General features: G+C 39.6%; 25 protein-coding genes. 1 reads left to right on the top strand and 24 read right to left on the bottom strand.

What is annotated here, in order from left to right; all coding sequences use genetic code 11:
• Positions 1 to 212: 212 nt before the first annotated feature.
• From JF53_RS03190 to metG, 16 genes are all read right to left on the bottom strand, one after another.
• On the bottom strand, positions 213 to 836 hold the full coding sequence (locus JF53_RS03190; protein ID WP_047980719.1) for a 50S ribosomal protein L25/general stress protein Ctc: 624 nt from the start codon (positions 834 to 836) through the stop codon (positions 213 to 215).
• 131 nt (positions 837 to 967) lie between these two features.
• A complete protein-coding gene (locus JF53_RS03185; RefSeq protein WP_047980718.1) occupies positions 968 to 1918 on the bottom strand; it encodes a ribose-phosphate diphosphokinase in 951 nt (316 codons plus the stop codon).
• An 18-nt stretch (positions 1919 to 1936) separates the two neighbouring features.
• Complete coding sequence (gene glmU, locus JF53_RS03180; RefSeq protein ID WP_047980717.1) at positions 1937 to 3319, bottom strand: bifunctional UDP-N-acetylglucosamine diphosphorylase/glucosamine-1-phosphate N-acetyltransferase GlmU; 1383 nt, start codon at positions 3317 to 3319, stop codon at positions 1937 to 1939.
• 210 nt (positions 3320 to 3529) lie between these two features.
• Positions 3530 to 3817 (bottom strand): septation regulator SpoVG, encoded by a 288-nt coding sequence (gene spoVG / locus JF53_RS03175; RefSeq protein WP_047980716.1) that lies wholly within the window; start codon positions 3815 to 3817, stop codon positions 3530 to 3532.
• Between the two features lie 147 nt (positions 3818 to 3964).
• Positions 3965 to 4783, bottom strand: a complete 819-nt coding sequence (gene purR / locus JF53_RS03170) for a pur operon repressor (protein WP_047980715.1) — start codon at positions 4781 to 4783, stop codon at positions 3965 to 3967.
• A 56-nt stretch (positions 4784 to 4839) separates the two neighbouring features.
• Positions 4840 to 5007, bottom strand: coding sequence for a zinc ribbon domain-containing protein (locus JF53_RS18045; protein WP_157052457.1), 168 nt, complete (start codon positions 5005 to 5007; stop codon positions 4840 to 4842).
• Between the two features lie 28 nt (positions 5008 to 5035).
• Entirely contained in the window at positions 5036 to 5887 is an 852-nt protein-coding gene (gene ispE / locus JF53_RS03165; protein ID WP_047980714.1) for a 4-(cytidine 5'-diphospho)-2-C-methyl-D-erythritol kinase, read from the bottom strand.
• Between the two features lie 411 nt (positions 5888 to 6298).
• Positions 6299 to 6475 carry a small, acid-soluble spore protein, alpha/beta type gene (locus JF53_RS03160; protein ID WP_047980713.1) on the bottom strand — a complete coding sequence of 59 codons (177 nt, stop codon included), beginning with the start codon at positions 6473 to 6475 and terminating at the stop codon, positions 6299 to 6301.
• Positions 6476 to 6735: 260 nt separating this feature from the next.
• A complete protein-coding gene (locus JF53_RS03155; RefSeq protein ID WP_047980712.1) occupies positions 6736 to 7083 on the bottom strand; it encodes an SCP2 sterol-binding domain-containing protein in 348 nt (115 codons plus the stop codon).
• A 75-nt stretch (positions 7084 to 7158) separates the two neighbouring features.
• Positions 7159 to 7425, bottom strand: coding sequence for a biofilm formation stimulator Veg (gene veg / locus JF53_RS03150; RefSeq protein ID WP_047980711.1), 267 nt, complete (start codon positions 7423 to 7425; stop codon positions 7159 to 7161).
• Between the two features lie 223 nt (positions 7426 to 7648).
• Positions 7649 to 8545, bottom strand: a complete 897-nt coding sequence (gene yabG, locus JF53_RS03145; RefSeq protein ID WP_047980710.1) for a sporulation peptidase YabG — start codon at positions 8543 to 8545, stop codon at positions 7649 to 7651.
• A 233-nt stretch (positions 8546 to 8778) separates the two neighbouring features.
• Entirely contained in the window at positions 8779 to 9657 is an 879-nt protein-coding gene (gene rsmA, locus JF53_RS03140; protein WP_047980709.1) for a 16S rRNA (adenine(1518)-N(6)/adenine(1519)-N(6))-dimethyltransferase RsmA, read from the bottom strand.
• The gene (rnmV, locus tag JF53_RS03135; protein WP_047980708.1) at positions 9650 to 10216 is read right to left on the bottom strand and encodes a ribonuclease M5; all 567 of its coding nucleotides are present in this window, start codon (positions 10214 to 10216) and stop codon (positions 9650 to 9652) included. Before rnmV ends, rsmA begins: the two co-directional genes overlap by 8 nt.
• A gap of 70 nt (positions 10217 to 10286) precedes the next feature.
• The gene (locus JF53_RS03130; RefSeq protein ID WP_047980707.1) at positions 10287 to 11477 is read right to left on the bottom strand and encodes a G5 and 3D domain-containing protein; all 1191 of its coding nucleotides are present in this window, start codon (positions 11475 to 11477) and stop codon (positions 10287 to 10289) included.
• A 260-nt stretch (positions 11478 to 11737) separates the two neighbouring features.
• Complete coding sequence (locus JF53_RS03125; RefSeq protein ID WP_047980706.1) at positions 11738 to 12508, bottom strand: TatD family hydrolase; 771 nt, start codon at positions 12506 to 12508, stop codon at positions 11738 to 11740.
• A 71-nt stretch (positions 12509 to 12579) separates the two neighbouring features.
• Positions 12580 to 14532 (bottom strand): methionine--tRNA ligase, encoded by a 1953-nt coding sequence (metG, locus tag JF53_RS03120; RefSeq protein ID WP_047980705.1) that lies wholly within the window; start codon positions 14530 to 14532, stop codon positions 12580 to 12582.
• Positions 14533 to 14908: 376 nt separating this feature from the next.
• Between metG and JF53_RS03115 the strand changes: the two genes are divergently transcribed.
• Positions 14909 to 15184 (top strand): AbrB/MazE/SpoVT family DNA-binding domain-containing protein, encoded by a 276-nt coding sequence (locus JF53_RS03115; RefSeq protein WP_047980704.1) that lies wholly within the window; start codon positions 14909 to 14911, stop codon positions 15182 to 15184.
• A 114-nt stretch (positions 15185 to 15298) separates the two neighbouring features.
• Here JF53_RS03115 and rsmI read toward each other — a convergent pair whose 3' ends face one another.
• The 8 genes from rsmI to JF53_RS03075 form a co-directional block, all read right to left on the bottom strand.
• Positions 15299 to 16171 carry a 16S rRNA (cytidine(1402)-2'-O)-methyltransferase gene (gene rsmI, locus JF53_RS03110; RefSeq protein ID WP_047980703.1) on the bottom strand — a complete coding sequence of 291 codons (873 nt, stop codon included), beginning with the start codon at positions 16169 to 16171 and terminating at the stop codon, positions 15299 to 15301.
• Positions 16149 to 16442 carry a GIY-YIG nuclease family protein gene (locus JF53_RS03105; RefSeq protein WP_201777888.1) on the bottom strand — a complete coding sequence of 98 codons (294 nt, stop codon included), beginning with the start codon at positions 16440 to 16442 and terminating at the stop codon, positions 16149 to 16151. Before JF53_RS03105 ends, rsmI begins: the two co-directional genes overlap by 23 nt.
• The gene (locus JF53_RS03100) at positions 16435 to 17175 is read right to left on the bottom strand and encodes a tRNA1(Val) (adenine(37)-N6)-methyltransferase (RefSeq protein WP_047980702.1); all 741 of its coding nucleotides are present in this window, start codon (positions 17173 to 17175) and stop codon (positions 16435 to 16437) included. Before JF53_RS03100 ends, JF53_RS03105 begins: the two co-directional genes overlap by 8 nt.
• Positions 17176 to 17260: 85 nt before the next feature.
• Positions 17261 to 17605, bottom strand: coding sequence for a DNA replication initiation control protein YabA (gene yabA, locus JF53_RS03095; RefSeq protein WP_047980701.1), 345 nt, complete (start codon positions 17603 to 17605; stop codon positions 17261 to 17263).
• A gap of 14 nt (positions 17606 to 17619) precedes the next feature.
• Positions 17620 to 18447 (bottom strand): PSP1 domain-containing protein, encoded by an 828-nt coding sequence (locus tag JF53_RS03090; protein WP_047980700.1) that lies wholly within the window; start codon positions 18445 to 18447, stop codon positions 17620 to 17622.
• A 5-nt stretch (positions 18448 to 18452) separates the two neighbouring features.
• Positions 18453 to 19439, bottom strand: coding sequence for a DNA polymerase III subunit delta' (gene holB, locus JF53_RS03085; protein ID WP_047980699.1), 987 nt, complete (start codon positions 19437 to 19439; stop codon positions 18453 to 18455).
• A 298-nt stretch (positions 19440 to 19737) separates the two neighbouring features.
• The gene (locus JF53_RS03080) at positions 19738 to 20178 is read right to left on the bottom strand and encodes a YaaR family protein (protein ID WP_047980698.1); all 441 of its coding nucleotides are present in this window, start codon (positions 20176 to 20178) and stop codon (positions 19738 to 19740) included.
• A 26-nt stretch (positions 20179 to 20204) separates the two neighbouring features.
• Positions 20205 to 20534 carry a cyclic-di-AMP receptor gene (locus JF53_RS03075; protein ID WP_047980697.1) on the bottom strand — a complete coding sequence of 110 codons (330 nt, stop codon included), beginning with the start codon at positions 20532 to 20534 and terminating at the stop codon, positions 20205 to 20207.
• Positions 20535 to 20542 lie beyond the last annotated feature (8 nt).

The raw sequence follows: 20542 nt of genomic DNA, 5'->3' as shown, positions 1-20542 counted from the left end.
TAACTATATAATAATGGGGCTGGGACATAAGTGTTAATGGTTAGATAAAATCCGAACGTTGGTGCACGATACCCGCTCCGGGAATATACTTCGCTTTCCGCGGGGGCTGCTGTGCCTCCTCGCGCTGAATCAGCGCATTGTTCGTCCTTGTATCTTCTCATTTTACTTATGTCCCAGCCTCTTCTTGTCTTTGTATTGTTGATTATTAGTTATTAATCTGCGTTTTCCTCGGTTTGGGCTTCGCCTGTTAGTTCGGGTTGTTCGGTTGTTTCTTCTGTACATTCTACGTCTGCATTTGTGTTTGGTGCTAATACACTTGCTATGACGGTGTCAGGGTCGTCTGTTACTTGATATGTTTTTGCTGATGGTAAGTCTTTTACAGCAATAATATCACCAATGCTATGAGAAGAAATATCTATTGAAATTTCGGTTGGGATATCGGTTGGAACTGCCCGGACTTGTACTTCATATAATGGCTGTTGGACGACTCCGTTTTCTGGTTCGCCAACTATTCTTACCGGTACAGATGCATCCATCTCCTCTGTCATGTTCACCATATAAAAGTCCGCATGAACTAATAGGTCTTTTATATTATCGGTTTGATATTCATGAAGCATGACATTAACCGGGGATTCTCCCTCAATTTGTAACGAAATAATGGCGTTTTTCCCTTCATCTCGAACTGTCTTTAGTAATTCCATACTATTCACAGCAATCGATTTAGATTCTTTTTCTTTTCCGTATACAACGGCAGGCACTTGTCCATTTTTACGAAGTTGTTTGGTTGTCGACTTTGCATGATCTTCTCGTTTCTTGGCATTTAAGGCTACTGACATTAATATCATCCTTCCAATAGTAAACTAGATATCATCAAGACTTGGTGACAAACTTTCTCGTATGAAATTTTCTTTCTAAATCTTGGTGCGTATTATAGTATGTTCCCTTAAAGCAGCGTACTTAAACGTGATTAATCGAATAAAATACTAACGGATTGTTCCTCATGTACTCGGATAATTGCTTCACCAATTAATGGTGCAACAGATAACTGTGTGATTTTATCAATCATCTTCTCTTCTGGAAGTGGGATTGAATTGGTAACGACTAACTCTTTAATTTTAGAGTTTTCAATGCGCTCAATTGCTGGCCCAGATAATACCGGATGCGTGCAACATGCATATACTTCTTTTGCTCCGTTTTCAATTAATGCATTGGCTGCTAGTGTAATCGTACCAGCTGTATCAATGATGTCATCAATCAGGATGGCAGTTTTTCCCTCGATATTACCAACAATGTTCATTACCTCTGCAACATTAGGACGTGGTCTTCTTTTATCAATGATACCGATTGGCGCTTTTAATCGATCTGCCATTTTTCTAGCTCTCGTTACACCACCGTGATCAGGTGAAACGATGATTAAATCATCAAAGTTTTTCGCCTCGAAGTAATCCGATAATAATGGAACACCTTGCAAGTGATCAATTGGGCCATCAAAGAAGCCTTGGATTTGTGGTGCGTGTAAATCAAGTGTGATAACACGATTTGATCCAGCTGTCTCTAATAGATTGGCTATTAGTTTTGCCGTAATCGGTTCTCTCGCTCTTGCTTTTCTGTCCTGTCTAGCATAACCATAATAAGGCATCACAACCGTAATAGATTTTGCAGAAGCACGCTTTAAAGCATCTAACATGATTAATAGTTCCATCATATGCTCGTTTACCGGTGTACTGGTAGGCTGAACAACATAAACATCACTACCACGAACACTTTCTTCAATATTAATTTGAATTTCACCATCACTAAAAGCTGTTACGGTGCATTTTCCTAATGAGATTCCAATATGGCTTGCGATTTCTTCCGCAAGTTTACGATTAGAATTAAGTGAGAATACCTTCATATTTGATTTTTGGTAATGAGACATGAACTAAACCCTCCGTTATTATTTATCCTTTTGTCTGTTCTTGATTCTTGTTGCATAGCCTTCTTTATTCGATTGTCGTGCACGAGCTACTGATAGGGCTTCTGATGGTACATCCTTCGTAATCGTTGAACCCGCAGCAACATAGGATCCTTTTCCAATGGTTACTGGCGCAATCAAATTCGAATTACAGCCGATAAATGCATCATCTTCAATTGTTGTTAAGTATTTATTTTTTCCATCATAGTTCACTGTAATTGTACCACAACCAACATTCACATTGCTTCCAACTTGCGCATCTCCAATATAACTTAAATGAGATACTTTACTTCCGTGACCTAACTCGGCTTTTTTAATTTCTACGAAGTTTCCAATCTTCGCTTCGTCACCAATATTGGCCTCTGGTCGAATGTGTGCAAACGGACCGATATTAACACGGTTGCCAATCTTACTATTGGTTGCAACGCTTTGCTTCACGATCGTTTCTTCACCGATTTCACAGTTGGTAATTTCACTATTAGGTCCAATAATGGCACGTTCTTTAATAACAGAGGTTCCTGAAATCATAGAGCCAGGATAAATGACAACGTCTTGTTCAATCACAACGTCTGGTTGAATATACGTATTATCCGGATCGATAATCGATACACCATTTCGCATATGATATTCATTAATCCGTAATTTCATCGTTTTCTCAGCCTGGGCTAATGCAACACGATCATTAACACCTAACGTCTCATCAAAATTAGGCGTTAAAAATGCACTAACCTTTTCTGATTTGTTCTTTAGGATTTCAATTACATCTGGCAAATAATATTCACCTTGTGCATTGTCATTGGATACTTCTTGCAATGCTTCAAATAATGCTTGATTATCAAAGCAATAGGTACCCGTGTTAATCTCATCTACTAATAGCTCTTCAGGACTCGCATCCTTTTGCTCTACAATGCGTTCTACTTCATTTTGCGCATTTCGAATCACACGTCCATATCCAGTTGGATTTGGTGCTTTAGCTGTTAATATCGTTGCTTTTGACCCCGCTTTTTCATGGTGATCAAATAGTTTTTGGAAGGTTTCTTTCGTAATTAATGGTGTATCACCACAAACAACAATCGTCGTGCCTTCTTTATCTTTTAAAAGTGATTCAGCTTGCATCACGGCATGACCTGTTCCTAATTGCTCAGCCTGTAACACAAATTTACTTTCTTCTCCAAGATGCTCTTTCACTTGATCAGAGCCGAATCCAACAATGGTCACAATTTCTTCTAGACCAATTGCCTTCACCTGTTCTAGGACATGCTCAACCATTGGTTTTCCTAATACTGGATGAAGAACTTTGTAAAGCTTCGATTTCATTCTGGTGCCTTGCCCTGCTGCAAGTATAATTGCATACCGTTTTGACACGAGGGGACCCTCCTACTAGAATATGTTAGATAGTAAGTACACAAACCTACTATATTATCAATTTATCCATTATGACTATATCCTAAAAAACGGTTGATTTCAACCGATAGAGAGCCCTGTAAAATAGAAAATAGGGTGTTTTATCAGGGGAACAAAAAAAGAAGGCTAATCTTTTTGGAGATTAGACCTCTAGTTGTAAAGGGTTTCATTTTAGGATGCCCCAGCTTCCTCATATTCCACTTCTTCACCTGCACGGCGATATTCCTCTAATACAGCGTCTTGAATTTTAGATCGGGTATTAGAATTAATCGGATGTGCAATATCTCTGAATTCACCATCAGGAGTTCGTTTTGAAGGCATTGCTACAAATAATCCATTATTTCCGTCAATAACGCGGATATCATGAACGACAAATTCCTGATCTAACGTAATAGAAGCTATTGCGCGCATTCTACCTTCCGTGTTGACACGGCGTAATCTTACGTCAGTTACTTCCATGCTGATTCACCACCTTTTCGTATGTAAGTTATTTATGTTAATTCTACAAATATTCTAGAATTCCTGCTTAAAATTGAAAAAAGTTTAATTATTTACACAAAAAGGTAAAAAAATAAACCTTTTCCCGGGAAAAGGTTGTGATTTCGTCTATGATCGTTCTACAAAGTTGCCTCGTTGGACTGCGATCGTTTTTTCTTTTAGGTCAACATTAGAGATTTTAACTAAAGACATGTAATTTTCCACTAAACGTTCTTCTTCGTCGTCATCCGCTTCTGCTAAAACACCTATTGCTTTGACATTGGCACTGAATTCTTCTAGCAAGCTCACCATACCGTTAATGGTTCCACCAGCCTTCATAAAGTCGTCGATAATACAGACGTTAGCGCCTTCTTCCAAACTTCGCTTCGGTAACACCATGGTTTGGATTTTTTTGGAGGAGCCAGAAACATAATTGATACTAACAGATGATCCTTCTGTTACTTTTGGATCCCTTCTTACAATGACAACCGGTACATTTAGGAACGATGCTACTGCATAAGCAAGCGGAATCCCCTTTGTTGCAACCGTTACAACGACATCTATGTCAAGCTTAGCAAAACGAGATGCAAATATTCGTCCAATTTCACGAATTGTATTCGGCTCTCCTAAGATGTCACTCATATATAAATAGCCACCAGGAAGTATTCGAACGGGATCCTTTAAGCGCTCACATAGCTGGTCAACAAATGCTACCCCTTTTTCCACCGTGGACTCGGGAATAAACATAACTCCACCAGCAGATCCTGCCGTTCTCTTTAGATAGCCTATTCCATCTGCTCGAAACATTTGATCGATAATATCTAAGTCCTCACTAATCGATGCCTTCGACGCATTATACATCTCAGAAAATGATGGTAAATTCTTGTGAATTCTTGGATTTTCCAGAAAATGCTGTGTTAAGGCGACTAATCTTGCACTTCTCCTCATACTTTTCACCCCAAAAACCGAATTATTTCCTCTAAACATACCATCAACATACGACTTTAGCAAGTTTTATCATTTCCCGACAGAAGACTCCCTCTTCCATCAGGTGAAGGGCGTAGCCCAATGATAAGGGGGAGATGAATGTCGGTGGGCGATATATTTTTGCTGGCATTTATATCTCTATCGTGATGGTTGTGGCAAACAGGACAAGTCCAATCTTCAAACAACCCGCAAGGGTGTTAAGTGGTGAGTAGTTCAACCGATTAATCGAACTAGATAGACATCTTGGCAAAACCCACGCATACTATTGTAAATTCGTTGTGCTTTGCTTTGTTGCTCCACAAGACCATATACGGTTGGACCGCTTCCACTCATGAGTACGCCAGCTGCACCAGCCTGTACCATTTTCTCTTTAATTCGTTGTACTTCAGGATGAAGGGAAACCGTAATCGATTCTAAGGAATTTCCGATATTCGCACATAGCTTGGCGAAATCTTTTTCATACAAGGATTCAATAATCGCATTGGTATTCGGGTGAATGAGCTCGTCCACATTCACTTTTTGAAATATCGTTTTCGACGAGACGCCAATATCTGGTTTTGCTAACACAACCCAAAAAGGGGGTGGCGAGGGTAATGTTTCAATAATTTCCCCAAAACCTCTAGCAATACCAGTCGATCCATATACACAAAAAGGAATATCCGAACCAATCGTCCCGCCTAATGCCGCAAGCTCAGCGATCGTTGCATTAACATTCCATAGTTGATTAAGCCCCCGTAAGACAGCAGCAGCATCTGTACTTCCACCACCTAGACCCGCTGACACTGGGATGACCTTTTCAATTTTAATATGGACCCCTTTGGAAATATTATATTTCGTTTTAAATGCCTTAGCTGCTTTATAAGCTAAGTTCCGTTCATCATTCGGTACATACCTACTCCACAAGGAAACTTCTATCCGATCTTCTTGTAAGGTATTTAACTCAATTCGGTCTGCCAAATCAACCGTTGTCATTATCATTTCCACATCATGATAACCATCATTACGCTTCCGTAAAACATCCAGAGATAAGTTGATTTTCGCAGGCGCCTTCTCAAAATGAGTCATCTCCGTCACCTACTTTATTCATGTATGGAAATTGTAACATATATTAAAAGTTGAAGCGACAGGAGAATGGATATTGGGGGGTGTTACACGAGAGCGTGGTGATGTTGCTGTGGGATTCCTGCTGATATTTTGGCCATATCTGCTGATGTTTTCTAATTCCTGCTGATATTTGGCTATATCTGCTGATGTTCTCTAATTCCTGCTGATACTTGGCCATATCTGCTGATGTTTTCTAATTCCTGCTGATATTTGGCTATATCTACTGATGTTTTCTAATTCCTGCTGATACTTGGCTATATCTGCTGATGTCTCGCCATATCTACTGATGTTCCAATTTTCTACTACCACATAACAGGCAACAAACAGGACAATTTATTAACCAAAAGCCACCCAAAGAAAAGAGCAGACCGTTTAGGATCTGCTCTGCATGTTTTGCTCGGCTATTTCAATGGCACGTTTAACCATATTCCCGGCATCCCTTGCCTTAATTCCGCCCCAACCTTCTTTTTGCACCGTGTCGTAAAAGCCTAACTCTTTTGCAATTTCTTCTTTCAGTTGGTCAGACATAATGCCTCCACGTCTCCCCACGAAAGAACAACCCCTTTCCTGTTAAAACTTGTTACGACATCCCTAGTTTCTACATCACTCGGGCGTTCTAACCGAGTAATATCTAGGGATAACAGGAAATTTATCCCGATTTCAGAGCCAAGCTGCCTATGTCACTCATGATAACTTGGGGTTCAGGGTGGTTACGTACTATTGAGGAAGTGACTTTAATCAGGCGTGTTTTCACCAATTGGATACCACCTGGAATGATTTGGACGATATCCCGCCTCCACTAAAGTATCCTAAAACGAATATTGTTGTAGTATTTTTTCTAGCTTTAGTGCTAGTCCGATGTTGCCGTCTACTTTTAATTTTCCCGTCATAAAGGCTGTCATACTAATTAAATTTCCTTGTAAAAATTTACGGAAGGTTTTGCTGTCCATTTTCAAGGTGCAGTCTGCCTTTACGTTTGTTTCATTTGTTATCGTTACCGTTCCATCTGCAAAGGATAATTGATACGTTACAGGGGCGTCTACTAGATGAATGGCATATGTACCGGTCGTGGTGGCGTATGGTGCTTTGTTTTCTGTTAATGCTTGTTCAATTTGTATCCAAATTTCATGAATAGATTTTGTTACCAATGTATCCATACTACTGTACCTCCTCCGTTATTTAAATAATCGAATAATTTTTCACAAAAACAAGGATCAGTAATCCGAAGATGGTTACTGATCCAATAACATTGCTTTAGTATGTTCATCGTTGAAGTTAAGTTCTACTGTTTCCGTTAGTACGTCTGCATAGCTGTATGAAACACGTTCGAAAGCATTCTCATCTTGGTCAAGTTCCACAATAAATACAGAGGGATATGTTTCTGCCAATACTCCCGATCTTTCAATCGTCTTCCGTCTGCCTCCGTTTGCTTTTAGAGTTAATCGCTTTCCAATCTGACCTTCAAGACCTTGCTTAATTTCGATTAATGTTTTAGCCAATACACTCCACCTCACTGTTATTTAACTATACTACAAGCTTGTTTAAAAGTCAAATAAAATATTATATTATAACAATATATCTTTTTTGCTGTCAACAACTAAATTCCGCCTATTGCTGTTATTATTACAAATTATTAACAAAATATGTATCTTTTTTATCGAAGTATGCATGTCGATAAAAAAGAATACCTAACTGCTCGGGGGTAGCCAGTTGGTATCGTGGTTATTCCTCCGTTGATGTTGACCCCAATGATTCGTCATCTTCTTGGGGCAAATACGGTAGCCCCGTTCGCAGTAAACCCCGTGTTTCGACGCCGCCCATACCTTTTTCTCCAGTCATCGTATTGCGTAATGCATCCCATACACTAACCTTTTCCATAAATGGTGTGTACGCTATTTTAGCAGCAATATAGACGGGATCAAGCGCATGAATGTTAATTCTTTTAGGCGAGCTGGCAAAATTGGCTCCAGCACGAATGAGGGATTCGAAGTGTGATTGGCACGCGCCAGCAAAAATAACAAGCTGATCTAAATTTGGCACTATTTTCCGGGCCTCTCGTACCGTCTCTGCAAAATACTTGGAGTGCCGATAAGCACGCAAATCATCCTTCGTTCCCTTACTTCTGGAAAATGAATCATGACCAGTAATAACAATAATATCGGGTTGTATTTTTTCAACAAGCTCCCGGATTTGAAATGGCATCTCTTTCTCGTTTAAATGAATGCCATGTACTTGTAATCCCATTCGTTGATATAGTTCAATACATTTACGTAAATAGGTTTGATCCCCGTCTAAATGGAGTACACGTGCAGGCAATTGAAAATACTCCGTATATTGATAGCCGCCAGTGGATTGATAATCCCGCTTCTCCTTCATAAGCTGGTAATCTTGGCGGAATAATCGATAGGAAAATTCTTCTTGTTCTTTGCCTTTTTGTCTTCTCTTTTCTAAATCTCTCTCTTCTACTTTTACCAAATCGGCTACAGGTGCATCAGCTTCTAGGCGAATATCTTCTCCATGTAAAATTGCTTTTTCACCCTGAATAGAAGCAATCCGAAATAACAAATCATGATGATACGATTTTCGCGTGACTAATTCACCTGCTGTTCTACGCTCCATATATCCACCTCACAGCCTTTTCGCTATTAAAAAGCATTCTCCCCTATAGACTATGAGTAAAGCGTCATATACGTGCTAATTCAAAGGCTAATGGGCAGAGTTAGATTGGAGCTTGTGTACGTTCGTGACCTAAAAAGCATAAAAGAGGCTGGAGAAAAGTGTATATGACTAGATAAAATCCAAACACGGATTGTTTATCTACTCATTTAACTTATGCTCCAACCTCTAATTCCTTACTTTTCTAACGCAAAAAACGCATTCGCCAACACACTAAACTCCTGCATTGTTAATGATTCACCGCGTCTTATGCCATCGATTCCGATGGACTCTAGCACCTCATTGATTTGTTCCTTACCAATGGTGCCTTTGAAATGACTTGTTAAATTGTTACGTAATGTTTTTCTTCGTTGTGCAAAGCATGCTTGCACAATCGTGAAGAAATATTCCTCATCTGAGACCTGTACTGGTGGTTCTGCTCTCGTTTCGAGCTTTAAGATGCTGGAATCAACATTTGGTTGTGGCATGAATACCGTTTTTGGTACATTCATAACCACTTTTGCTTCGGTATAATATTGCACCGCAATGGTTAACGAACCATAGCTTTTCGTATTTGGCCCTGCTGCCATGCGATCGGCAACCTCTTTTTGAATCATGACGGTAATACTTTCGACCGGAAGGCGTTCCCGCAGAAGCTTCATCAAAATTGGGGTTGTTATGTAATACGGTAAATTAGCAACGATATGGATCGGCTGCCCGTCCTTGAAGTTCGCTTTAATTACCTCTTGCACATCTGCCTTTAAAATATCCTCATGAACAACGTGGATATTATCATAATCTGCTAGTGTATCTTGTAATATCGGTAGTAAGCGCTGATCGATTTCAAAAGCAACTACCTTCTCTGAATGGATGGCAAGCTGTTCTGTCAGTGCCCCAATACCAGGACCGATTTCAATCGAACCGGTTGATTTATCAATCCCTGCATGACCAATAATGTTCTTAAGCACATTCGCATCGATTAAAAAGTTTTGCCCTAAGCTCTTTTTAAATGTGAATTGATATTTTTTTAAAATTTCCTTTGTTTTTGCCGGTGTTGCAATATATTTCTTATCCATGGATGTCCTCCTGCTCAAGCTCCTCGATTGCTGCCTCAAACTGCGCTTTTGATATTTGAAAAACGGTTAAGCGTTTTAATAATTGCTTCCCATTAGTATGTCCGATTTGCAATAATTCCCCAAGTCTTTCTCGCTTCTGGCTCGCACCAGCTCCGCCGATAAGCTGATGACGGATTAAATCCTCTTTTGTGATATCTGTTTGTTGGATGTCTGCCACTTCATAGACATCTGCTAATGCGCGCTGGATGGCTTCCACAGACGCATGTTCAATTCCGAGACTATTGTTCTTCGGATGTTTTGCCCGTGCATTATCCTTTGTTAGGAATGCATGCTTACATCCTGGTACTGCTTGGTCGATAATATGTCTAATTCGCTCTCCAGGATAGTCTGGATCGGTAAAAATAATAACCCCGCGCTTTTCCTTAGCATGCTTGATTTGCTCTAATGTTCGCTGATTTATAGCTGATCCGTTCGTCTCAATTGTATCTGCATCAACTGCTAATTTAATTTTTACCGTATCGTCTTTTCCTTCTACGACTATTACCTCTTTAATTCGCAACGTGTGTTTCACCTTTTTTCCAAAATAAATATGCTCTTACCACTATAACATGGCAAGAGCATGGATTTCACTAATCAATAATCTTAACTTTTACTTTTCGAACGCCCCATTGATAGGCGTCGGCTTTGGTTGGTACATGGACATCAATTCGATTCCCATTAATATGACCACCAGTATCGCCAGCAATTGCTTCTCCATATCCCTGTACCCATACTTTCGTACCAAGTGGGATAACACTAGGATCAACAGCAATTACTTTCATGTTTGGATTAGCATTTAGGTTAATCCCGGTTGTCGTAAACCCAGAACATCCGGAACATTCCGCTGTAAATGCGCTCGCTGTCATCGTAAATTCTTTTCCACCAGCAGGCTCACTGCCAGAAGAAAGTGTTACAAGGTTTTGTTGCTTCGTACCAACAACAACTACACGATTTTCACTTTCTTTAATTACTTCTTCTTCCAGTAATTCACGCTTTACTTCTTTTCCATTTTCATAGGTTACCTCGTATTGCTTTACGACCTCTCCCTCTACACCTGCAGCAAGAACCTTCTCTTGCCCTTTGGTCATCGAGCTATCGGTACGGGTTTCCGTTTTAAAAGCAATTGTGTCGGTAACTTCTTCTGTTTTCTTTTCAATTCGAACAATAGAGATGGCTGTATCTTTTGTTACAGCTTCGTCTTTAGCCGGCTTAACCTGATCAAGCTCAGCAAGTGTAATGTCATTAGCAGCTAATACGTCTGCAACTGAACCACCTGTGGACCAAGCCTTGACTTCTTCTCCGCCATCTTGAATCGTTACTTCGAATGCTTTACTAATCGTTAGCTTCAAGCCATCCTTAATAGTAGCATCTAATGCTTGTGATACTTCATCATGTTCTGAGACAGTAAGTTCATTTTCGTTTAAAAATTCTTCTACGGTACCGGCAACAGTATAATAAACTTCCTCGTTGCCATCTATGGAAACAACTACTTCGTTAGCTGCTAGATATTCTATTCTCATTCCATCTGTAATTGCAGCGGATAAGTCATGTGAAATAACATCATGCTCTCCAATTGTAATTCCTGCTTCTGCAAGCAGTTCTTCTACCGTATCTGCATGTGTGTCAATAGTCCTATCTTTGCCATTTTCCGCTACTACCACTTCGGCTTGCGTTGCCTGAAATAGTATGAAACTAGCAAATGCTAACAGCACTACTATGCCAATACTTGAAATCACCAGCTTCTGTTTCGAGGCCGGCAATAGCTTTGAAAAAATTCGCATGCATCTTGCCTCCTTATTCGAATTGATTATATAAACACTAGTATGCAAAGTAAATGCTTATAGGATTACGGTTATTTTACAAATTTATTACAAAGTAGCGGAAAATAGGGTTTTAACTAGAACCGAAATCTGCAATAAACCCTTGCTATTACTAGGATTTATCGACTTTGTTACAAGCACAAAAAAAGACTAGAATTTCTCTAGTCAATTTGGTCTATTTTATGAATAAATCGTTGCGTTTTTGGTTAAATTTTACTATTTTATGGCTTAATCCGAAATAACGAAAAGGCATTTTCGGTTGTTTTTTCACTTAATTCTTCTAGTGAAACATCTCGTATTTCGGCTATTTTTTCCGCTACTAACTTTACATAAGCAGGTTCATTCCGTTTGCCCCGATTTGGATGTGGTGCTAGAAATGGTGCGTCTGTTTCTACTAGTAGACGATCTAATGGAACAACTGCCGCTACTTCCTTTGGTAGAGGGGCATTCTTAAACGTTACTGGACCACCTAACGAAATATAAAAATTCATATCCAAACAAGTCTGCACATATGCTGCCGAGTCATTATAGCAATGCATAATCCCGCCAACCTGTGCGGCATCTTCCTCTTGCAAAATTGTGATGATATCCTCTGTTGCCTCGCGATTATGAATAATAATCGGCATGTTCACTTTTTTGGCTAATTGAATTTGCTTGCGGAAAACAGCCTTCTGCACATCCTTTGGCGATTTATCCCAATGGTAATCCAAGCCCATTTCCCCAATAGCCACGACTTTCGGATGACTGGCTAATTCCTCAATCCACGCTAAATCCGCATCCGTCATGTCAATCGCATCAACCGGATGCCAGCCAACCGCTGCATAAATCGTCTCATATTGCTCGGCAATATCAATCGCGAGTGGAATCGTCTCCCGGTCAAAACCGACAACGACCATATACGTTACCCCTGCATCAAAGGCGCGCTGAATCACTTCATCACGGTCTTCCATGAATTGTCTTGCATTCACATGAACATGTGTGTCAAATAACATTTCTATCCTTCCTTTTTTCCAAAAGAAAAGGTCAAGCGTCTACATCCGTAGCATGCTGACCTATTCTCCTTTTATTTTACAACAGAACCATTTGGTAACGACGCTTCTACTGTCGCAAGGGACAGCTTTCCGTCTTCATCTTCTCCGGAAAGAATCATACCTTCAGACAATTCGCCGCGTAATTTAACTGGCTTTAGGTTCGTTACACAAATAACCTTTTTACCAACCATCTCTTCTGGCGAATAGAAATTAGCAATCCCAGAGATTACTTGACGCTTTTCCGATCCTAAGTCAAGTTGTAGCTTCAACAGCTTATCTGCTTTTTTCATTTTTTCGGCATGAATAACTTCCGCCACGCGCAAGTCTAGCTTCATAAAATCATCATAAACGATTTCTGCCTTTTGATCGGCTAGTTTTTCTTCCGTCTCTTCCACTACCTGTGGTCCTTGCATCATTGCTTTAATGGCTGCAACCTCTTCCTCCACATCTAGACGCGGGAAGATTGGGGCTCCTTTTTCAACCTTTGTTCCAGCTTTCACTTGGCCAAGCTCATACACACTATCCCACGCTTTTAAGGATTCGTCTTGAACACCTAATTGCTTGAAAATTTCCGCTGGTGCCTTAGTTAAGAACGGCTGTAGCATAACCGCAATGATTCGCAGGGAATCGGCTAGATGGGCCATGACATTGCCAAGTCTTGCTTGGTTGGCTTCGTCTTTTGCTAGTACCCATGGTGCTGTTTCATCGATATACTTATTCGTTCTACTTATTAATTGCCAAATCGATGATAGGGTTACAGAGAATTGCATATCCTCTAGCGATTCTTCCACTTGTGTAATGGTTTCTTTAATTGCCGCTTCTAGTGATTCATCCACTTCTGTTTCAGCTACGTGATAGGCTGGAAGCTCGCCATCGAAATATTTTTCAATCATCGCAACCGTACGATTTAAGAGATTTCCTAGGTCGTTTGCTAAGTCAAAATTGGTACGCTCGACAAATCCCTCTGGTGTAAACACGCCATCAGAACCAAATGGTACTTCGCGTAATAAATAATAACGAAGGGCATCTAGACCATAGCGATCGATTAAGCTAACGGGATCAACAACATTCCCTTTAGACTTAGACATTTTACCGTCCTTCATCAAAATCCAGCCATGGGCAAATACTTTTTTCGGCAGTGGTAAATCAAGTGCCATTAGCATAATCGGCCAGTAAATCGTATGGAAGCGAACGATTTCCTTACTCATCAAATGTACATCAGCTGGCCAGTACTTCTTGAATTTCGTTTCATCATCTGTGCCATAGCCAAGGGCCGTAATATAGTTACTTAATGCATCAATCCACACATAAATAACATGCTTCGGATCACCCGGAACCTTAACACCCCAGTCAAAGGTTGTCCGAGAAACTGCTAAATCCTCTAGTCCTGGCTTAATGAAATTATTTAACATCTCATTTTTACGACTTTCTGGTTGAATAAATGCTGGATGTTCGTCATAATACTGTACAAGACGATCAACATACTTACTCATTTTAAAGAAGTACGATTCTTCTTTTACCATCTCAACTTTGCCACCACAATCAGGACAATGACCATCGACTAATTGACGTTCCGTAAAGAATGATTCATCGGAAGTACAATACCAGCCCTCATACTGATCTAAATAAATGTCACCTTGTTTAACCAACTGGTCAAAGATTTTCGCTACGACTTTTTTATGACGCTCTTCTGTCGTACGGATAAAATCATCATTGGTAATCTCTAATTTTTTCCATAGGTCTTGGATACCGCTAACAATCTCATCTACATATTCCTGTGGTGTAACACCTTTTTCTTCTGCTTTACGTTGAATTTTTTGGCCATGTTCATCCGTGCCTGTTAAATACATCACATCATATCCACGCATCCGCTTATAACGGGAAATCGCATCCCCTGCAACGGTTGAATACGCATGTCCTATATGTAATTTACCACTTGGATAATAGATTGGTGTTGTGATATAAAATGTTTTCTTGTCATTCATGAAATTACCTCCTCGTTCCTATCATGATTCTTCTATTGTAACTATTTTTAAACTAGATTTCCATCCTATAGCAATAGAAAAGTCTACTATAAGTAGAATTATAAGCAAAATGAACCCAAATTACACTGCGAGCGTTTTTCCAATTTACCAGAACTAAAAAATTCACTTTTTCAGGAAAATTTTAAAACTTTTTTTGCAAAAAATTGTTTAGTTAATGATATTATAGGGTAATAAAGTATGTAAATTCATAAAATTTTCCTATAATTTGTGTTATTGAAAGAAAAATCGTTGACACTTTTAGGAAATATTGCTACTATATAGCAAAGAATAGTGTCGAATTTTGACGAAATGGGCCAAGAATGAGGAGGGGAAGTAAATGAAATCTACTGGTATTGTAAGAAAAGTAGATGAGCTAGGTAGGGTTGTTATCCCAATCGAGCTACGCAGAACACTAGATATTAACATTAAGGATCCTTTGGAGATCTACGTAGACAACGACAAAGTCATCCTGAAGAAGTATCAGCCAAACATGGCATGCCAAATTACTGGGGAATCAACAGATGATAACCTGTCATTGGCAAACGGGAAAATTGTTCTTAGCCCAGAAGGAGCTAAACTTCTCATCGAGGAGATTCAATCCCGCTTTAAATAAAAGCTACATAAAACATCATTGCATGATAACTTCTACCAATTAAAAAAGAGCTCTACTTGTCGGAACCACAAGACAATACGTCTTGAAAGGTAACACCATGTAGGAGCTCTTTTTTTATTCAATATGATATGCCTGGTATACTTCTCTTTTCGGAAGCTTACGATCAATTGCCACCTGTTTAATCGCATCTTTACTGGATAGATTTTCATGGGCAATATAGTGCTCCACATGCTCAGGAATCGCTAAGTTATCCCACCAATTAGCCTCATCGGCTAACTGCTCGACTGTTGTACCTTCCACCACAATACAAAATTCACCTCGAGCCTCATTTGCTTCCGCCCACTCCACAAGCTCCTGGGTAGTACCCCGAACATACTCCTCAAAGCGCTTCGTCAGTTCACGCGCAATGGCAATATTTCTATCCCCCAGATGTGTGGCGATATCCTTTAATGTCTCCTTTATTCGGTATGGTGACTCATAGAACAACAGGGTTGCTTTTGCCATACCGAGCCTTTTAAGCTCTGCTTCCTTTTCTTTTTTCTTACGCGGTAAAAAGCCATAAAATAAAAACTCCTGATTCGGCAATCCAGATCCGACTAACGCACATAATGCGGCATTAGCACCAGGTAGTACAACTACCGCTACATCCTGTTCAATTGCTGCACCAACTATTTCATAGCCAGGATCAGAAATTGCCGGCATTCCCGCATCACTCACTAAGGCAATAGACTCGCCACTTACCAGTCGATCCATTAACGGCTGTTCTCTTTCTAATTTATTATGCTCATGATAACTCACCAATGGAGTTGTAATCTCAAAATGATTAAGTAGTTTTTTCGTATTTCTCGTATCCTCTGCTGCAATGATTGAGACCGTTTTTAAAATTGAAAGGGCACGGTACGTAATATCCTCTAAATTACCGATTGGTGTTGGAACTATATATAATGTACCTGTTTCATGCGGCTCAAAGCTCTTTTGTATTTGCATAGTTCATCACCTCTTTCAATTTATCCCGGATTAATAGAACCTTTCCCTTACGTGTTAATTGTTTAATCTCATATTCTCGTTTCATTGCTTCTTCTTTACTCGAAAACCTCTCAAGGAACACGACCTGGAACGGACCTCGTCCTCTCGTATACTTGGCACCTTTTCCCGATTCATGCATTTTTAACCGATGTTCCAAATCATTGGTGTAGCCTGTATACAAGCTATTGTCACGACACCTTAACATATAAACCGTATGCTCCATCTCAGTCATAGATAATCTCCTTTGCTTCCTCCGTATACGTGCCATCTTCCTCATAAATATATAATGGTGGCAAAATATGTACGTCTGCTTTTCCATCACGGATTGCTTCTACTAACAGCATATTTGCTTCACGGCCTTTTTTCGGATAGACAAGTCGAAATCGTTTGGGTTCTAGATTATAAGCCCGGAACGTGGTTAATATATCCACTAATCTGCCCGGACGATGAACCATCGCGACTTTTCCGCCTGGTCTAACATGTAGCTTACATGCCTTAACCGCATCTTCTAATGTACAAGACACTTCATGTCTGGCAATGGTTAAGTACTCCAGCTGATTGTGTTCCGTGCTAGACGGGGTTTTAAAATATGGCGGGTTACAGGTGACAACGTCAAAGCTACTATGGCCAAATGCCCCCTTTAAATCCCGAATATCACCGTGTAGCATCGAAATCTGTTCGGTAAGCTGATTTAATTCAACACTTCGCTTCGCCATGCTCACGATACGCTCCTGAATCTCCACGCCGACAATTTGTGCTTTCGTATGTCTCGATAATAAAAGCGGAATAGCGCCATTCCCACTACATAAATCTAAAATAGAACCCTTTTGGATTGGAATCGAGGCAAAATTTGCTAATAAAACCGCATCTAATGAAAACGAAAACGCCGTAGGGCTTTGAATGATTTGCATACTCTCATCTGCTACTAAATAATCTAGTCTTTCATCATCAAATAGTTGAACCATCTAATAAAATTCCTTTCTTACTTGGAAAATACAATAAAGAAAAGCTGCCTGGATATAACCTTCAACCAGACAGCTACATTATACGCTATTTTGTTTTGCTAAGAAAATCTAGGCAAAACATGCAATCCTCATTTCGTCTCGGACTGCCAAATTCTAAATTACAAATATGGAAGCCTTCTTCATATAACCTTGCTAAATTATCATAGCCTTCACTTGGCATGTCTTTTAGTTCGGTACCTTCGCTCGTTGAATCTTGTTCGGAATCTAGTACATCCAATCGTTTCCGTAAATGGAGGTTTTCCATCGAGAGCCGATGATTTTCTTCTAGTAAATCACTTAGTTTTCCCTTTAAGTCTCCAAGCTGTTCGTAAACTTGTCCAATTTGTTTTTCTATATCTGATACTTGATCAAATAGTTGTCTTTTATTCAATCCGACTCACTCCATTATTCTTGGCCCTGAGCTGTCACAATTCCTTCTTCGATGAGTTCATCCAAGGTATATTCGATAACACGTTCTTTTGCTGGAATTTCAATTTGAATTAAGCGATCAAGAATATTAAGCCCTACGACATGCCCTTCTCCATGAGGAGTTTTTACATGGTCTCCTAGGTCTGGAAGCTCGCGTTTTGCTTCTTCATATTCATCATTTTCATATTTTAAACAGCACATTAATCGCCCACATAATCCAGATATTTTTGCAGGATTAAGGGACAGGCTTTGATCTTTTGCCATTTTAATAGAAACTGGTTCAAAATCTCCTAAAAATGTAGAACAACATAGCATTCTACCACAAGGTCCAATTCCCCCTAGCATTTTCGCTTCATCGCGCACACCAATTTGTCTAAGCTCAATTCTAGTTTTAAACATGGCTGCCAGATCTTTTACAAGTTCACGAAAATCAACTCTACCATCTGCGGTGAAATAGAAAATGATTTTATTTCGGTCAAAGGTATATTCCACATCTACCAGATTCATATCTAATTGATGTTCCTCGATTTTTTCCGAACACGCCGCAAATGCCTTATCTGCGTATGCTTTGTTTTCCACAACCGTCAACTTATCCTTGTCGCTTGCAGCTCGGATGACTTTCTTTAACGGAAGTACAACATCTTCCTCATCCACTTGTTTATTGGCAATAACTACTTTACCAAATTCGACTCCTCGAACCGTTTCTACAATGACATAGTCATCCAATGCAATATGTAGATTGGCTGGATCAAAATAATATATTTTACCCGCTTTTTTAAAGCGGACACCGATTACCTCTATCACATTTCTCACCTCTGTATTTGAAGTGTAACCTGTTCCATCACAAGAGTAGGATGAACATTCTGCTTCAATTTTTGTTTTGCTCCAAGCAAATCATGTAAAACAGTTATAAGCTTCTCCTGTGAAAAATACATCCCTAAACGCTCTAGTCGCTCGTCTGGAGTAAAGATTACCAACGCATCTTCATTGCCTATATGATAATAAAGAATATCTTTAAATGCTACTAATAATAAATCAAGTCCTTGCTCCAGCTGCGCTCTTTCTTTAAAATGCGGCAGCCAGTGATTGTGTATAAATAAGTAGACATCATTTGAATTATCTGTAAATGCTTCTACTAATTGTACCACTAACCTTCGCGCCCCTGCAAACCACTCATCTTGGTTCCAGGCAATTGCTTCATCAAGATTATTCGTAAGCGCACTCCATAATCTAGCACTTGCGTCATTTAATCCTGCATCGTTAAGCTTTTGTTGGAACTGACGCGGGTTCAATGGTTGTAAATCGATAATCTGACATCTTGACCGAATCGTTGGTAAAATCGATTGACTATTCTCCGTCAGCATAATGGCGGTTGTCTTTTTACTAGGTTCTTCTAAAAACTTCAAAATGCGATTGGCAGCATTTGCTGTTAAGGTATCAGCACCTTTTATAATATAAACCTTTTGATCTGATTCAAGACCAGAATAGGTAAATTCTTTTTGGAGATTTTTAATTTGTTCTATCTTGATGGACTGGCCATCTGGCTCTATCCAATGAACATCGGGATGATTCCTGGAATCAATCCGCTTACATTCGTTACAGGTTAAACAAGGATCTACACCTGTTTTATGGGTACAAAACAGGATTTTTGCTATCAGGATGGCGATAGCTTCTTTCCCAGTTCCTCTAGCACCGTGTAATAAATAGGCATGGGAAATGCGGTCCTTTTTTATACTATTGGTGATAATTTTACTTGCCATTGGTTGCATTTCAGCAATATCAGACCACGTATTCATAAAAACCTTCCTTGTCTAGGTTCAAGCGCCATAAGTTACTCTTATTGCCTGTCCACTCAATTATAAAACCAAAAATGAAAAATAATGGTTGGTGCATAGATCCGCTCCGGAAATATACTTCGCTTTCCGCGGGGGGCTGGTGAGCCTCCTCGTGCTAATGCACTGCGGGGTCTCACCTTGGCCCTTCCTCCCGCAGGAGTCTTCGTATATTTCCTACGCTGAATTTGCTCGTTTGATTATTTTGTTATGCATCAACCATAATTTTGATAATGAACTCTTGCCCCGATCATCTGATTTATCACGTATATAAATTAACCAATAAACCTTTAATCTCACCGATTAGTCCGAGTAGGTCTACTGTCTTTTTTTCCTGACTCATTATTTCTTCTGTAAGCTCTAAAAGTTTTTCATCTATTTGTTTAACGAGTGTTAGGTTGCGGCTGCTTCCGGTGAAGCTAAAGCTGTGAGACTTTTGTAAGTCCAAGCCATTGGAAACCGCTTCTTCTAAAAATCGTTTAATTAATCGTTTGAATTTCACTAAGTCCTTAAAGGAACGAAACCGAGCTAATCGGTCGCCTTGTAGTGTAATATCGGTCATTAATCGTTGCAGTTCAGTCTTTTGCATTTTTTGTGATTGGGACTGAACAATGGCTTCAAAGGATTGATTACCAGAATCAGATCTACGAATGCTTCTCTGTGATGTATCGACTTGCTTTAACATTTCCTGGCTTATCTTCATCAGTTCAGCCCCTTTCTCTAGCTAGTTTAAAATTGAAAAAAAGATTCAATCGGTAATACAAAGACAGTGGCTCCGCCTACTTCCACTTTTACTGGCCGTGGAATATACGAATCGGCATTGCCGCCCATCGGTGAAATTGGTGCAACCATTTGTTCACGTTGTGAGCAATTGTCCTTAATAATTCCTAATACGTCATCAACATACTCATCTTCACAACCAATGATTAACGTCGTATTACCTTCTTTTAAAAATCCACCTGTTGTGGCAAGCTTTGTTGATTGGTAATTGTTTTTACCAAGTGCATTAGTTAACCGATTTGAGTCCTTATCTTGAATGACTGCCATTACTAATTTCATACACTAAA

This window comes from Ornithinibacillus contaminans, from assembly GCF_001038425.2.
Taxonomy (GTDB): domain Bacteria; phylum Bacillota; class Bacilli; order Bacillales; family Amphibacillaceae; genus Ornithinibacillus; species Ornithinibacillus contaminans.
Note: the sequence above shows the minus strand (reverse complement) of the source record. Positions and strands in the feature narration are given on the sequence as shown.

Excerpts from the sequence above, each read along its gene's own strand:
- JF53_RS03190 (WP_047980719.1), bottom strand. The coding sequence starts at position 836 with ATGTCAGTAGCCTTAAATGCCAAGAAACGAGAAGATCATGCAAAGTCG.
- JF53_RS03185 (WP_047980718.1), bottom strand. The coding sequence starts at position 1,918 with ATGTCTCATTACCAAAAATCAAATATGAAGGTATTCTCACTTAATTCT.
- spoVG (WP_047980716.1), bottom strand. The coding sequence starts at position 3,817 with ATGGAAGTAACTGACGTAAGATTACGCCGTGTCAACACGGAAGGTAGA.
- purR (WP_047980715.1), bottom strand. The coding sequence starts at position 4,783 with ATGAGGAGAAGTGCAAGATTAGTCGCCTTAACACAGCATTTTCTGGAA.
- ispE (WP_047980714.1), bottom strand. The coding sequence starts at position 5,887 with ATGACTCATTTTGAGAAGGCGCCTGCGAAAATCAACTTATCTCTGGAT.
- JF53_RS03155 (WP_047980712.1), bottom strand. The coding sequence starts at position 7,083 with ATGGATACATTGGTAACAAAATCTATTCATGAAATTTGGATACAAATT.
- yabG (WP_047980710.1), bottom strand. The coding sequence starts at position 8,545 with ATGGAGCGTAGAACAGCAGGTGAATTAGTCACGCGAAAATCGTATCAT.
- rsmA (WP_047980709.1), bottom strand. The coding sequence starts at position 9,657 with ATGGATAAGAAATATATTGCAACACCGGCAAAAACAAAGGAAATTTTA.
- JF53_RS03130 (WP_047980707.1), bottom strand. The coding sequence starts at position 11,477 with ATGCGAATTTTTTCAAAGCTATTGCCGGCCTCGAAACAGAAGCTGGTG.
- JF53_RS03125 (WP_047980706.1), bottom strand. The coding sequence starts at position 12,508 with ATGTTATTTGACACACATGTTCATGTGAATGCAAGACAATTCATGGAA.
- metG (WP_047980705.1), bottom strand. The coding sequence starts at position 14,532 with ATGAATGACAAGAAAACATTTTATATCACAACACCAATCTATTATCCA.
- JF53_RS03115 (WP_047980704.1), top strand. The coding sequence starts at position 14,909 with ATGAAATCTACTGGTATTGTAAGAAAAGTAGATGAGCTAGGTAGGGTT.
- rsmI (WP_047980703.1), bottom strand. The coding sequence starts at position 16,171 with ATGCAAATACAAAAGAGCTTTGAGCCGCATGAAACAGGTACATTATAT.
- JF53_RS03105 (WP_201777888.1), bottom strand. The coding sequence starts at position 16,442 with ATGACTGAGATGGAGCATACGGTTTATATGTTAAGGTGTCGTGACAAT.
- JF53_RS03100 (WP_047980702.1), bottom strand. The coding sequence starts at position 17,175 with ATGGTTCAACTATTTGATGATGAAAGACTAGATTATTTAGTAGCAGAT.
- holB (WP_047980699.1), bottom strand. The coding sequence starts at position 19,439 with ATGAATACGTGGTCTGATATTGCTGAAATGCAACCAATGGCAAGTAAA.
- JF53_RS03080 (WP_047980698.1), bottom strand. The coding sequence starts at position 20,178 with ATGAAGATAAGCCAGGAAATGTTAAAGCAAGTCGATACATCACAGAGA.
- JF53_RS03075 (WP_047980697.1), bottom strand. The coding sequence starts at position 20,534 with ATGAAATTAGTAATGGCAGTCATTCAAGATAAGGACTCAAATCGGTTA.